The sequence below is a fragment of the Mucilaginibacter sp. 3215 genome (genome assembly GCF_050433785.1).
Lineage (GTDB): Bacteria > Bacteroidota > Bacteroidia > Sphingobacteriales > Sphingobacteriaceae > Mucilaginibacter.
Window position 1 is genome coordinate 250,959 of the sequence record NZ_JBNPWO010000004.1, and the last position, 13,985, is coordinate 264,943.

Below are 13,985 nucleotides of genomic sequence, written 5' to 3' on the forward strand. Positions count from 1 at the left end.
ATGCTGTTATGCCTGGTAACTAATATTAAAATCAAGTTTGGGATGAATTACACCCGGAGCTAAAGCGCTGTTACTTCCTTTACTTTCGTTTTCAACCTCAAACCCGATAAAATCATCAGCACCAAATAGTTGGTAACGTTGATTTTCGCCAAAAATTAACTTGAATGAATAATTGCCAGCATTCAACAGGTTAGGCGGGATAGTACACTTAACTGTATAAAACCCGGTTTTTGAATCATTATCGGTTGATATAAGTACGCCGTTATGAAATACTGGGATTTCGTCGCTATTTTTTAACTCAAACGTTGCATCGAGATTAATGCCCGTTTTTTGATTAAAAAAGATCATCTCAAAGCTAACGCCTGTCGAAATGGCGATGCTGTCGCCGGTAAGCGGTCGGATGACAAATTTAAGCACTCTTATATTTTCATTCCCTGGTGCTGAGCTCAAATCGCCCTGGTGTTCAAACGTTGACCGGGTATTGTTATTAGTTTGATAAAAGTTAACTGCTTCGAGCTGTTTGTTGTCATATATCAGCTGCCCGTTTGCAAGCACAATGCCCCGGTTACATAATGTTTTCACAGCGGCCATGTTGTGGCTTACAAACAAAACCGTGCGCCCTTCGTTCATGCTTACCTGTCCCATTTTACCGAGGCATTTTTTCTGAAACTCGGCATCGCCAACTGCTAGTACTTCATCTACTATCAAAATTTCGCTTTCAAGGTGCGCAGCCACCGCAAAGGCCAACCGTACATACATTCCCGACGAGTAACGCTTAACCGGCGTATCGATATACCTTTCAACCCCCGAGAAACTCACGATCTCATCAAACTTCTGTTTGATCTCGGCCTTGCGCATCCCCAGGATGGCCCCATTGAGATAAATATTTTCCCGTCCGCTCAGTTCCGGGTGGAAACCTGTGCCCACTTCAAGTAAACTGGCTATCCGGCCTCTTAGTTTTATTGAGCCGGTGGTAGGAGAGGTAACACGGCTTAAAATTTTAAGCAGGGTACTTTTACCCGCTCCGTTGCGGCCTACAATGCCAACAGCATCGCCCTGTTCAACTTCAAAATTAATATCGTTCAAGCTCCATACCACATCACTTTCGCCTTTGATGGTACGATCATTCACTTCGCCTATTTTTAAAAAAGGATCTTCCTTACCCCGCAGACGTGCCCAAAAGCGCTCCAGGTCGCGGGAGATAGTGCCCGTGCCAAAATCGCCTAATTGATAGGCTTTTGATAAGTTTTCAACTTTTATTGCCCTGCTCATTTATACGGTATCAACAAAAGTTTTTTCAACCTTATTAAATATTACTATACCTGCCAACAGTATTAAAACAGTGCTGATAATGCTGTAAGTTAACAGCTCCCAGTTAAAGCTGCCCTTGCCTAAACAGCCGTATCTGAACGTTTCAATTATGGCTGTAATGGGGTTAAACTTAATAAGCCAGCTGTATTTAGGATATTTAGCCTGTGCCACCGATAAAGGGTATATAACAGTTGTTGCATACATTAAAAGTGGTACGCCAAAGGCCACGATAAACGCTATATCCCTGTATTTTGTGGTAACAGCTGATATGATCATACCTAAGCCTAAACCAAGTGATGCTATCATGATAATGAGTAATGGCAGCAGCAAGGCTACTATATTGGGAACAATATGTTCGCCCTTTAAGATAAATATGATGTACAGGATTATGAAAAGTAGGAACTGAACCGCGAAACGGATCAAGTTTGAAAGCACAATACTTAAGGGCATAATAAGTCTTGGAAAATATACCTTGCCAAGTATACCGGCATTATCTTTAAAAACAGTTGACGTTTTGTTCAGGCAATCGGCAAAATAGTTCCAAATGATGGTGCCGGCCAGGTAAAAGAGGGGCTTGGGCAGGCCATCAACCGGGATACCGGCCAAATTGCCAAATATCAGGGTATAAAACAGGATAGTAATAACCGGCTGAACAAAAAACCATATTGGGCCCAAAATGGTTTGCTTATAAAAGGAAATAAAATCGCGCCTAACGAGTAGCACAAGCAGGTCACGATAATGCCACACCTCTTTAAGCTTAAGGTCGAGCAGGCTGCCTTTGGCATTTATTTCGATGTCCCACTTTTCCGGATGCAAATCAGTCATTTATTAGCTGCTCAAGTTTGGTCATATAATCGTGCTCGTTAAAATGACTTATACATTTTTTCTGTAAGCTTTTGCGGGTATCAGCAGCTAAGTGTTTTTGCAAATGTTTTGTTATTGCCCTGTTAAGTTCGGTAAGGTCGTCCGGATCAATGGCTTCTCCCAATTCGCCGTTCCGGATGGCATCAATACTACCATCGGCATTGCCGCAAATAACAGGTAAGCCGCATGCAAGGGCTTCAATAAATACAATACCAAAGCCCTCCTTTTTGCTTGGTAAAACAAACAGGTCGGCCAGCAGGAAATGGTCGGTAAGTTCGGCTTCATCAATAAACCCGGTTAAAATTACCTGTTCACTTACATCATGCTCCGCAATTAATTCTTTTATACGGATATATTCGTGATCATCATATTTGCCCGAAAGTATATATTTTATTTGCGGGAATTTTGACTTAAGGCTGCCCAGCACATTAATCACCTGGTCATATCCTTTGTATAGCTCGGTAGATGCCATGCGGGTTAACGAAAATATGATAAAATCATCGTTATTTAAACCATAACGCCGTAACAGTTTTTGGGGCTTCGCGAAGGTCTCGGGCAAATGCATAAAAGGGTCAACGGCATTATTCAGCACAATACATTTATCTGCATTGAGGTTATGCCGTTTTATCATTTGCTGTTTGGTATAATTGCTTACACAAATTACGCTGTCGCAATGTTTAAGCATCACGCGCTTTAAAAACGAAAGCGGACGCCAAACCTCAATACCGTGTGCTACAAGCCATAACCGGCATTTAGGATTAATCAGTTTAATTACCAGACCAATGATAGCCAGGTTAATATGACTTAATATAGCAACATGGGGCGTTGCGGAATGGCCGATGGTTTCTAAAACAAAACTTGCCCGGTGTACGCCAAATCCTTTGAAATTTGCAGAAGGCAGATATTGCGTCATCAGGTCATCCTGCTTATCATAGGCCGACCAAAGCTTAAAATTCCAATTGTTTTTTAGGGCCGCACGATGCAAGGAATGACCAAGTGTGCGCGTCATTTTCTGGATGCCACCGGTAGTGCTAAATGTTTGTAAAGTAAAAAGAATTACATTTTTAGCCATCATTTTGAACCTGGTACAAGGCAAAAGCTTTTGACCAATGGACGGCATCGTTTTTAAACTGTTTTATAACATTTTGTGCCGCTTTCCCTTTGTAATTATCAGTATCGCTAATTAGCTGGTGCCCCTTCATCCATTTTTGTAAGGGGAATGTGAAACCCATTTTAGGCCTGTTCCAAACTTCAGGCGGAATAAGGTTGTCGAAACTTTCAATAAGAAGTTTTTTCGGCTGGTGCTTATTAAATCTGATGCCTGGTGCGATATTTCGGGCTGCACGGTTAAAATCTTCATCCAAAAACGGGACCCTGACTTCAAGTCCATGGTTCATGCTCATTATGTCGGTATCCCTAAGCAATTGGTTTTGCATATAGAAATGCGTTTCAAACCATTCTGCGTGCTCCTTATTATATCCGTGTGGTGCTGGCGGCAAAGCTGTGCCGAACAACACATCATTAATATGATCAATGCTTGTATCCAGTAAAGCAGAAACATCAGCCAATGAAAACAATCCACGCAAAGCTAGGTAATCAGCTACGGGATGGTTAACAGCGAGGAATGCCAATCTCTTATAATGATCAGGCAAAAAATGACCGGATATTTTTAACATCCATGATGGCAGTTTACGCAGATAGCCAAGATATTTTATGCGGTTAAATGAGGGATAACCTCCAAAAAGCTCATCGGCGCCCACACCTGATAATACGGCCTTCAAACCATCGTCATGGGCATATTTGCTTATAAACCAGCTGTTAATGCCATCGGTGGTAGGCATATCCATAGCACTTATGATTTGCAAAAAAAACGCTTCAAAATCTGATTGTTTTACCAGGTGTGAAAAGTTTTGGCCGTTTATTTTATTGTTGATGATGTTTTGATAGCTCCGTTCATCATAACTTTTTTCATCAAAAAATATAGAAATGGTTTTAAGTTGCTCTTTTTTTTGCTGATTGGCCAGCATTGTGAGCAGGCTTGAATCAATCCCCCCGCTTAAAAATACACCTATGGGTGCATCGGCAATCAATTGCCTTTTCACGCCCATGCTAAGTGCATTGTAGATTATCCGATGGGCTTCGTTTTTATCAGTTATTATATCTTGCAAACCATCAACGTGATATTTGCTTAAAGTATAATCTGCACTCCGGTGATCCCAACATAAAAAATGTCCTTTGGGCAAGCTAAATACATTTTTTAATGTGGTATAGGGTTCAGGAATATGGCCAAATGCCAATAGCCTTATTGGCCAGTCTGGATCTTTTTCGATATTCAGTCCCGATTGTTTAAATGCCCGTACTTCAGATGCAAAAAAAAGCCCGTTGTTTACAGTCGAATAATATAGCGGTTTTATACCGGTGGTGTCACGTACAAGGTAGGTAAGGGCTTTGCCAACATCATACAAGGCAAAAGCAAACATGCCTCTGAACCTTTCAAAAGCTGCAGTGCCCCAATTAAGATAGGCCTGGAGGATAACTTCGGTATCAGTGCCTGATTTAAATTGTGCTCCCGATCTCAGCAATTCCTGTTTTAATTCAGGATAGTTGTAAATTTCGCCATTGAAGGTGATCCAGGCATTTTGGCCCACATCTGCCATAGGCTGATGCCCGTTGCTGCCAAGGTCAATAATTGATAACCTGCGGTGGCCGAAAACAAGGCAGGCTTTTTCATCTTCAAATACGCCCTCATCATCCGGCCCGCCATGCTGTAACGCACGGCACATTAATTTTATGCTGTTCCTGATCTCGTCTTGGGATATTTTTTCAGAAACGATACCTGCTATACGGCACATTGTTCATTAAATTTCATAGCTTCGCCCCGTAAGTTACATTTGTATCTTATAACTAATTAACTATTAGTCACTTGTGTTTCAAGGCACAAGCTGTTTATTTATTGAATTTTCGGCGCAAATAATGAAATATTATCTGTTGTCCAAAACAATTCCTTCTATTTTAAAACCGCTCAATGAGCGATGCAGCAACATTAACGATAATGGAATAACCAATACTTTCCAGGCGTAATATCAGTTGTTTTTGCGATCTGCGTGATACAACTTCGCCTGTCATGCCCTTTAGCGCACCTGCCCGGATGATAATCTTCTCGCCCGGTTGCAGGTCTTCTTCTGTTACCTCCAGTTCATATGGACTTGCCAAGAGTAATTTAAGTTCATGGATCTGCTTATCAGGCATAACAGCAGGCTTGCCCGAAAAATAAAGGAACCGCGCAATGCCTTTGGTCATTAACACTTCGGCCTGGTCTTGTTCAGCGATATTTACAAACAGGTATGATTTTAAAAATGGTTCCTCAACCCATTTTCTGCGGTCGCTCCATTGTTTAAGCTGACGGTGCAGGGGCAGGTAAACATTAATGCCTTTGCTCATTAATGCTTCATATGCCTTTTTTTCGGCTCGTGGGTTGGTGTAAACCGGGTACCATTTGTTTACTGCCATATTGATTTTAGTAACAATCTTTTTAGATAAACAAGCTTATTTAAACCATCGTTTTAAATTCCACCATTTTTTCTTTTCATCATCAAGATAATAGCCCGAGCCTTCGTAGCCGCTGTAATCTGAATAATAATAATATCGTGTGCCTGCATTTTCGCCGGTAAACTTGGTGGTGTAATATCTTGAATGAAGCAAATCTTCTTCGAACGCATTTAAAATTATCACGGTATTATCCAGGTGATATTCCTGCGCTATGCGCTGTGGCACAGTTGCGGCATAATATTTTGATTTGCCCGACCGGATCACAAAAACATTGATATCACTTATCCTGATAAGCGGGATAGCATCTGATACCAGTCCAATCGGAGCGGTATCAATCAGCACTATATCATACATTGTTTTAAGTGTTTCAATTAAAGCGTTCATCCTTTTGCTGTGTAATAGCTCTGATGGGTTAGGCGGTACGGGCCCCGACACTATAAAATCAAGGTTTTCCTGTTCAGAGTGATGAATGATATCATCAATTTCAGTTTGGTGGGCAAGGTAATTGGTCAAGCCAATATCATTTGCCACATGAAAAGTTTTATGTAGCCTTGAACGCCGTAAATCTGCTCCTATTAATATCACTTTTTTATCAATAAGTGAAAGCGTGCTTGACAAATTTACGGCAACAAATGATTTGCCTTCGCCGGCTACTTCGGAGGTTATACAAATAACTTTGCTTGCTTTTTCTGACGAAAGGAAACTAAGGTTAGTACGTACAGAACGGACCGATTCGGCAAAAATTGATTTGGGTTTGCTAACAGCAAGGATCTGTTCGCTGCTTTCGTCAAGGGCATACGGAAATTTTCGGATAACGCCCAGGATAGGTATGCTGGTTAGACTTTCAATGGTTTCCTTATCATAAATATAGGGGTTTAATATCCTGATGAGAATGATAAGCCCCAGGCCTATAGCCAGTCCTAATATAGTAGCAGTACGGTGGATATTATGTTCATTGGGCGAAACCGGATTAAAGTTTGGCTGAGCCAGCTCAATAATAGTTGCGCCTGGCAAAATCCCGGCACGGTTGATCTGCGCTTCAAGTTTTTTTTCGGACAGAAAAGAGTATACTTTATCATTAATATCAAAATCACGCTGTAGGCTTACCATATCACGCTGGGCGGCAGGCAGTGCCGCTATAGTTGAGTTAACCTGGCCAAGTTGATTATCAAGATATTGAATGTTTTTTTCAATGCCAGCCCGGATCTGTTTTATATTGTTTAAAGCGGTGGTTTTAATTTGAATAATGCTTTGGTTAATGTTTTGAATAGGCTGTGAATCGGCATTATAGGTAGTTAATAAACTTGCCCGTTCTGTAATCAGGTTGTCCAGGCGGTTTACCATAACTTCTAACGAGGGTAGATTAGCGCTGCCTACATTAAAGTTTAATGTTACATTGTTTTTTTCCTTGGCTATTTCGCTGCTAAGCTGGTCGAGTGCTATTAATTGTATTTTTAGTAACGATTTGTTTGATTCAAGCTCGGTTGCCTTGGTTACAGAAGTAGTTGATGCGGATGTAACGTCAAGGATCTTGGATTTTTTCCTGTATTTTTCTATCGAGTTTTCAGAGCCTTTTACTTCAGTCGACAGATAATCCAGCTGACTGTCAATAAAATCGATCATTTGTGAAGCTGACTGCGCCTTTTGGTTCCGGTCAAAAATCACATAATTGTTCATGATCGCATTAAGTACATCTGCTGCAAACTGCGGATTGGAATCTGTTTGCTGAATGGCAATTATGTTTGAGTTTTTTGCTGTTTCGCCAGCATATAAATTACCCTGTACCCGGCCGATAAAATCTTCGGGGATATTGAACTTAAATAAATAAATTGTTTTGGATGGAATTAACCCCGGGTATTTAATTCTGAAACTGGTATTGCCAATGGTTACAATATCGCCGTATTTGTAGTTGTTTTGAATCTCCTTACCGTTTATGCTATAGGTAAGATTGAAATTTTGAGCACTGATCGGCTTAAAAGTTATCAGGCTATGGAAAAAATTAAGGCTATCAAACTTTACCAGAGTAATACCGAGAGGCTTTTGCGGATAGGTTTCGGAGGTACGTACCCTGCCCGAGATATAAAAGCTGATACGATAGTCGAGGTCTTTTATTGCTGTTAGGATGAGGCTACGGCTGGTTAATACTGAAGTTATACTCTGAATTTTTGACGGGCCGCGTTCGGGCGTGGTCATTACACTGATAATGTCAGAAATCTCTGATTTTTTTTCTTCTACCTTAAGCGTCCCCCCGGTAGCATATGTTTTAGGTGTATACCATAAATAAGTGTACGAGATAGCTGATGTAATAACAACGGATGCCAATATCCAGTACCAGCGGCTGAGGAGTATTTTGCCGATCTTAAAATAGTCAATTTCCTGGTTGGGCAGCTTTCTTTGTACTTTTTCTAACTCTTCCATTTACCGATGAGAAAGCGTAAAAATAATTAAGGCAGTATTAAGCAACAGTAAAACCGGCTGCGTTATTACTGAAAGGTTTTGCAATTTATCATTGCGTACGGTGCGCTTGTTTTGTGCTATATAAATAACATCTCCACTTTGAAGTATAGCACGGGGATCATTTATTGATTGGATATCCCTCAGGTTAATTTCAGTAACCTGGGGATTTTTTTGATCGCCTCTTATTATTTTTACATTTGCTTCATTAGCCTTATCTGTCAGGCCTCCTGCTTCTCCAATCATTTCAACTAAAGTGGTCCTGTCTTTTGTTAACGTATAATTTCCCTGCCCTTTTATTTCGCCAAGCATGGTAACCTTTAGGTTAATTATCTTTAGTTCAATGATGGGGTCTTTCAACAGGTTTGTACGGTAAAGCCCCTCAATTTGTTTTGCTGCTTCTGGCCTGGTAAGGCCTGCAACTTTTACATGGCCAATAACAGGCAGCGCAACAGTGCCGTCGTCTTCAACCTGGAACGTTTGTCCGGCAGTGCCTCCTCCTCCCCCTCCTCCCGCATTAGTGGAAGGCGCTTCATCTACTATATATTTTATGCTTTGCAGGTTCCTGATCTGCAGTATGTCCTGTGTTTTAATGCGGTACGGGCTTATTGCGACATCGCTTGCTTTTGATATGGTATCAGTAACACTATTCTTTTGTTCAAAAAGATATTGATATTGTTTGCTTGAGCAGGAGGTTAACAAAAAAAGTATCCCGGTTATCAGGCAGATAAATGTATAGTTGCGCATGTTCAGCTATAAAGTTCCAAGTTATATTTAATATAATTAGGCTTCAAAGTCAAAATTACATAATTTCGGGGTATTAATACGTTGTATTTTTCCCAAAGTTGCAAGGTTGAAGATCTCGGTTATCACTGTTGTTTACAATGCCCAGGATACTATTAAAAGATGTATCGAATCTGTTATCGGCCAGAATTACAACAACATTGAGTATATTATAATTGATGGCGGCTCAACAGATAATTCCCTGCAAATAATTAACCAATATAAATCGCACATCAAAGTTTTGATATCTGAGCCTGACCAAGGCATTTATGATGCAATTAATAAGGGGATCCGTTTAGCAACAGGCGAAATAATAGGTATGCTTAATGCCGATGATTTTTTTGCAGACCAGGAAGTTTTATCAGCAGTGGCACAGGCTTTTTCAAACAGTGATACAGAAATCATTTACGGAAACCTTGATTATATAAATTCTGCAGGGAAAATTACCCGTAAATGGAAAAGTCACGCTTGTGGAAAAAATTCCTTTAACCGTGGTTTTATGCCCCCACATCCTACCTTTTACTGTAAACGATATTTGTTTGAAAAACACGGCTTTTACAGTCTTGAATACGGTTCTGCAGGCGATTATGAATTAATGGCGAGGTTTCTGCATAAAGGGCAGGTAAGGAGCTTTTATCTTAACAAAGTTATGGTTAAAATGCAGGTAGGGGGTATAAGCAACAGCAATTTAATGAACAGGTTTAAGGCGTGGTCATTTGATTTGAAAGCAATGCGTAAAAATAAAGTGTTTTTACCTGTTTTGGCAATTGTGTTGAAGCCCATAAGGAAGATTTTTCAATTTCTTTAATTTTTAGTTAACCTTTTGGGTTGCGCTTCGTATAAGTACTCATAAATGAATAAGCCGGTCACTAACATATTTGTAGCATATGCTTGAATTTCTACGCTCTTATCATTTTGTTTATAATGTGCTAATAGTTGTATTTTCAACCCTTATAACATTATTATGTATCCCTTCGATTTTACATGTTGCACGTGCCCGCCATTTATATGATGATGTTGGTCATTTCAGGAAACAGCATGATCATGGTATTCCCCGCTTAGGAGGTGTTGCTATTTTTGTGAGCTTTACTATTACAGTTTTGTTATTCAGTATTATCGACAAATCGTTGCCGATTAGTTACCTGCTTACCGCATGTATTATTTTGTTTGCAATGGGGCTGAAGGATGACCTTTCGGGGGTTAATTCAAGTACTAAGTTTATGATCCAGTTTGTGGTTGCAGCCATACTTGTTATCCCCGGAGATATCCGGATCAGCAGCATGTATGGGGTGTTTGATATTGCAGCGTTGCCATATATTCCCAGTGTAATATTGTCAATACTTGTTATTATGCTTATCATTAATTCGTTTAACCTTATTGATGGTATTGATGGGCTGGCTGCAACTACAGGGATTATTGCCAACAGCGCTTTTGCGGCGCTTTTTATTTATATGAACCAGTACGAGCTTGCAGCAATTTCGCTTGCTATGGTTGGGGCTGTGGTTGGTTTTTTGCGTTTTAACATAACTCCTGCTAAAATATTTATGGGCGATACGGGCGCCATGCTCATTGGCCTGGTATCGGCAGTAATGGCTATTAAATTTATTGAGTTAAGTAAAGTTTCGACGGTCAAACTGCCTTTCATATATACAGCACCGGCATTAATCGTAGCGATACTTATAGGCCCTGTTTTTGATACACTCAGGGTTTTCACTATCCGGATCTTAAATAAAAAATCCCCTTTTGATGCAGACCGCAACCATATCCACCACCGTATGTTAAAAATGGGTTTAACGCATTTGCAAACGACTTTTGTTTTAGGATGCCTGAACCTTGTTTCGATAGTAATGGTACTGGTGTTTAATAATTTAAATAACTCCTGGCTTATTGTCCTTATATTTTTATTGTCGATATCCTTTAACGGGATGATCACTTATTTTATCCGTTCAAAAAAAGACGAAGCTCTGGTAGTCCGGAATTTTAGCGACTAATAACCAATTGTAACCTGCAAGTAGTAATACCGTAAATAAACAAATTAACCATCCATCTTCATTAACTTTGATGCTTTATTTATCAGCATACCATGAAGATAGCTATAAACGGGTTTGGCCGCATTGGCCGCATATTTTTAAGGAATATTTTATTGCATCCCGAAATACGGGTGGTAGCTATAAATGATCTTACCGATACGCAAACCCTCGCGCATTTATTTAAGTATGACTCTGTTCATCGGGGGTTTAAAGGTACGGTGAGTTTTGACGATAACAGCCTTATTATTAACGGTAACCACATACAGGTATTTGCCGAGCGCGACCCTCTTAAACTGCCCTGGAAAACGCTGGATATTGATATTGTAATAGAATCTACAGGTAAATTCACTTCCAAAACTGGTGCTGAAGCTCATTTAACCGCCGGGGCACGACAGGTTATCATATCTGCACCATCAACCGATAAAAATGTACCAACTGTAGTGCTTGGCGTTAACGACCGGGAGGTTGACCTACAATCTTCTGTGCTGTCAAACGCGTCATGTACAACTAATAATGTTGCCGCAATGGTAAAAATATTAGATGAAAACTGGGGCATCATTGATGGTTACATTACCACCGTTCACTCCATGACCGGCGATCAAAGCCTGCATGACGCACCTCATAAAGATCTTAGGCGGGCAAGGGCCGCATCGGCCTCTATTATACCCACCACTACGGGCGCTGCTAAAGCAATAACAGCTATATTTCCTCATTTGGACGGCCATTTGGGCGGAGCAGGGATTCGTGTACCGGTACTTAATGGTTCATTAACTGATTTTACCTGCAGCCTCAAAAAGCAACCAACCATAGTTCAAATTAATGAAGCATTTAAACAAGCTGCAAACGGGCCAATGAAAAATGTACTGGAATATACGGAAGATCCTGTTGTATCAACCGACATATTGGATAATCCGCACAGCTGCATTTTTGACGCCCAACTAACGTCAATAGTGGGTGGCCTTGTAAAAGTTGTTGGCTGGTATGATAATGAAATGGGATACAGCAGCCGGCTGGCCGATTTGGTAGTACGAATAGCAGAACTTAAAAAACAGCCTGCCTAAGCGGTAGCATAAAGGTATTTTCTGTATAATTTGAGTAGCTCCCGGTATACGCAAAATAAGCGTTGCTGCTTTAATTTTAGTGGAATTAAAATTTCCTGTTCCATGAATTTTTTCAATTCTGTTGTATGATCAAGTTTATAAAAGTTGATGAGCTGCTGCATGTGCGTAATGAGGTACTGCGCGAAGGTAGGCTGACCCTTGATGAATGCCGTTTCCCATCAGATAATAATGAAGGCAATTTTCACCTTGGCTATTTTGTTAATGATGAGCTGGCTTGTATTGCTTCATTTCACCCGCAAAGTTATGGCGAATTTAACGGTACCGGATACCAGCTCAGGGGTATGGCCACTATCGAAAAATATAGAGGGCAGGGCTTCGGCAATCAGTTGGTTAACTTTGCTTTGGTATGCCTGAGAGGGCAAAAGGCCGATTATCTGTGGTGCAATGCCCGTAAAAAAGCAGTGCACTTTTATAACAGCCTTGGTTTTGAGGTCGTTTCGCCCGAATTTGAGGTGCGGGGTATTGGTCCTCATTATGTAATGTATGTTAAAATAAGATGAAATTTTGGCCGATTAAAACAGCTTTTTTCGTTTTTCGTTCAGTATTTTGAATTAAAATGCTCAATTTGCGGCCGTTCATAACAAATGACCCTTTAATAGATATGAAAACAGTAGATCAAATTAGTTTTGCAGGTAAAAAAGCCCTCATCAGGGTTGATTTTAACGTGCCTCTTGATGAAAATTATAATATTACCGACGATAACCGTATGACGGCAGCTTTGCCAACCATAAAAAAAATATTGAAAGATGGCGGTAAAGTTATTCTGATGTCGCACTTAGGCAGACCGAAAGATGGTCCTACAGAAAAATATTCATTAAAACATATCGTATCTCATTTGTCTGATCTGCTTGGTCAGCAGGTACAGTTTGCTGATGATTGTATCGGCGACCAGGCTGTTGAAAAAGCAAAAGCACTTGGCAATGGCGAAGTTTTATTATTAGAAAACCTTCGTTTTTATAAAGAAGAAGAAAAAGGCGATGTTGCCTTTGCAGAAAAGCTTTCAAAGTTAGGTGATGTATATGTGAACGATGCATTCGGTACCGCTCACCGTGCACACGCTTCAACCGCTATCATCGCTCAGTTTTTCCCTGACGCCAAATACTTTGGCTACCTGATGGCAGCCGAATTAAACAATGCCGAAAAGATCCTGAACAATGCGCCAAAGCCTTTCACAGCTATTATGGGCGGTTCAAAGGTTTCTGACAAAATTGAGCTTATTGAAAAATTGCTTGAGAAAGTCGATAATCTGATCATCGGCGGCGGTATGGCTTATACATTTGCTAAAGCTGATGGTGGTAACATTGGTACCTCTCTGGTTGAGATGGACAAGCTTGATCTGGCAATCAGTCTAAGGCAAAAAGCTAAAGAAAAAGGCGTAAACCTGTTATTGCCTTTAGATAACATCATTGCTGACGCATTTTCAAATGATGCTAACACTGATGTTGCCAAAACCGGCGAAATAAAAGACAACTGGATGGGCCTTGATATCGGCCCTGAAACTGTTGCTTTATTCAGCAAAGTAGTTGAAGAATCAAAAACCATTTTATGGAACGGCCCGATGGGGGTTTTTGAAATGGAGAAATTTTTAGGCGGTACCAAAGCAATTGCCGAAGCTGTAGCTAAAGCGACAGAGAACGGCGCTTTCTCCTTGATTGGTGGTGGTGACTCTGCTGCGGCCGTAGCTAAATTTGGCATGACCGATGAGGTAAGCTACGTATCAACCGGCGGCGGTGCTTTGCTTGAATACATGGAAGGTAAAGAATTGCCAGGTGTAAAAGCAATCAACGACTAATAAGAATTAAAATAGACAAAAAAGCTCCGGTAACGGGGCTTTTTTTGTTTAAATCCGTTGCTGATCAATTTATTCCCTGAT

12 protein-coding genes are annotated in these 13,985 nt (G+C 40.5%); 5 read left to right on the forward strand and 7 right to left on the reverse strand.

Going from position 1 to position 13,985, the window contains the following annotated elements; all coding sequences use genetic code 11:
- Window positions 1-6: 6 nt before the first annotated feature.
- From ABIC84_RS09760 to ABIC84_RS09790, 7 genes are all read right to left on the reverse strand, one after another.
- Window positions 7-1,272 carry a polysaccharide ABC transporter ATP-binding protein gene (locus ABIC84_RS09760; protein WP_426584553.1) on the reverse strand — a complete coding sequence of 422 codons (1,266 nt, stop codon included), beginning with the start codon at window positions 1,270-1,272 and terminating at the stop codon, window positions 7-9.
- Complete coding sequence (locus tag ABIC84_RS09765; protein ID WP_426584555.1) at window positions 1,273-2,136, reverse strand: ABC transporter permease; 864 nt, start codon at window positions 2,134-2,136, stop codon at window positions 1,273-1,275.
- Window positions 2,129-3,250 carry a glycosyltransferase family 4 protein gene (locus ABIC84_RS09770; protein ID WP_429263466.1) on the reverse strand — a complete coding sequence of 374 codons (1,122 nt, stop codon included), beginning with the start codon at window positions 3,248-3,250 and terminating at the stop codon, window positions 2,129-2,131. Before ABIC84_RS09770 ends, ABIC84_RS09765 begins: the two co-directional genes overlap by 8 nt.
- Window positions 3,240-5,027 (reverse strand): asparagine synthase (glutamine-hydrolyzing), encoded by a 1,788-nt coding sequence (gene asnB / locus ABIC84_RS09775; protein WP_426584559.1) that lies wholly within the window; start codon window positions 5,025-5,027, stop codon window positions 3,240-3,242. Before asnB ends, ABIC84_RS09770 begins: the two co-directional genes overlap by 11 nt.
- A 160-nt stretch (window positions 5,028-5,187) precedes the next feature.
- Window positions 5,188-5,685, reverse strand: a complete 498-nt coding sequence (locus ABIC84_RS09780) for a UpxY family transcription antiterminator (protein WP_426584561.1) — start codon at window positions 5,683-5,685, stop codon at window positions 5,188-5,190.
- Between the two features lie 36 nt (window positions 5,686-5,721).
- The gene (locus ABIC84_RS09785) at window positions 5,722-8,142 is read right to left on the reverse strand and encodes a GumC family protein (RefSeq protein WP_426584563.1); all 2,421 of its coding nucleotides are present in this window, start codon (window positions 8,140-8,142) and stop codon (window positions 5,722-5,724) included.
- Window positions 8,143-8,925, reverse strand: a complete 783-nt coding sequence (locus ABIC84_RS09790; RefSeq protein WP_429263467.1) for a polysaccharide biosynthesis/export family protein — start codon at window positions 8,923-8,925, stop codon at window positions 8,143-8,145.
- Window positions 8,926-9,031: 106 nt separating this feature from the next.
- Between ABIC84_RS09790 and ABIC84_RS09795 the strand changes: the two genes are divergently transcribed.
- The 5 genes from ABIC84_RS09795 (at window position 9,032) to ABIC84_RS09815 (ending at window position 13,904) form a co-directional block, all read left to right on the forward strand.
- Window positions 9,032-9,769, forward strand: a complete 738-nt coding sequence (locus ABIC84_RS09795) for a glycosyltransferase family 2 protein (protein ID WP_426584566.1) — start codon at window positions 9,032-9,034, stop codon at window positions 9,767-9,769.
- 79 nt (window positions 9,770-9,848) lie between these two features.
- Window positions 9,849-10,952 (forward strand): MraY family glycosyltransferase, encoded by a 1,104-nt coding sequence (locus ABIC84_RS09800; RefSeq protein ID WP_426584568.1) that lies wholly within the window; start codon window positions 9,849-9,851, stop codon window positions 10,950-10,952.
- 92 nt (window positions 10,953-11,044) lie between these two features.
- The gene (gap, locus tag ABIC84_RS09805; protein ID WP_429263468.1) at window positions 11,045-12,052 is read left to right on the forward strand and encodes a type I glyceraldehyde-3-phosphate dehydrogenase; all 1,008 of its coding nucleotides are present in this window, start codon (window positions 11,045-11,047) and stop codon (window positions 12,050-12,052) included.
- Between the two features lie 125 nt (window positions 12,053-12,177).
- A complete protein-coding gene (locus ABIC84_RS09810) occupies window positions 12,178-12,612 on the forward strand; it encodes a GNAT family N-acetyltransferase (RefSeq protein ID WP_429263469.1) in 435 nt (144 codons plus the stop codon).
- Between the two features lie 101 nt (window positions 12,613-12,713).
- Window positions 12,714-13,904 (forward strand): phosphoglycerate kinase, encoded by a 1,191-nt coding sequence (locus tag ABIC84_RS09815; protein WP_429263470.1) that lies wholly within the window; start codon window positions 12,714-12,716, stop codon window positions 13,902-13,904.
- Window positions 13,905-13,985: the final 81 nt, after the last annotated feature.

Coding starts and splice junctions, on each gene's coding strand:
- ABIC84_RS09800 (WP_426584568.1), top strand. CDS start 9,849: ATGCTTGAATTTCTACGCTCTTATCATTTTGTTTATAATGTGCTAATA.
- gap (WP_429263468.1), top strand. CDS start 11,045: ATGAAGATAGCTATAAACGGGTTTGGCCGCATTGGCCGCATATTTTTA.
- ABIC84_RS09785 (WP_426584563.1), bottom strand. CDS start 8,142: ATGGAAGAGTTAGAAAAAGTACAAAGAAAGCTGCCCAACCAGGAAATT.
- ABIC84_RS09765 (WP_426584555.1), bottom strand. CDS start 2,136: ATGACTGATTTGCATCCGGAAAAGTGGGACATCGAAATAAATGCCAAA.
- ABIC84_RS09815 (WP_429263470.1), top strand. CDS start 12,714: ATGAAAACAGTAGATCAAATTAGTTTTGCAGGTAAAAAAGCCCTCATC.
- asnB (WP_426584559.1), bottom strand. CDS start 5,027: ATGTGCCGTATAGCAGGTATCGTTTCTGAAAAAATATCCCAAGACGAG.
- ABIC84_RS09760 (WP_426584553.1), bottom strand. CDS start 1,272: ATGAGCAGGGCAATAAAAGTTGAAAACTTATCAAAAGCCTATCAATTA.
- ABIC84_RS09780 (WP_426584561.1), bottom strand. CDS start 5,685: ATGGCAGTAAACAAATGGTACCCGGTTTACACCAACCCACGAGCCGAA.
- ABIC84_RS09810 (WP_429263469.1), top strand. CDS start 12,178: ATGATCAAGTTTATAAAAGTTGATGAGCTGCTGCATGTGCGTAATGAG.
- ABIC84_RS09770 (WP_429263466.1), bottom strand. CDS start 3,250: ATGATGGCTAAAAATGTAATTCTTTTTACTTTACAAACATTTAGCACT.
- ABIC84_RS09790 (WP_429263467.1), bottom strand. CDS start 8,925: ATGCGCAACTATACATTTATCTGCCTGATAACCGGGATACTTTTTTTG.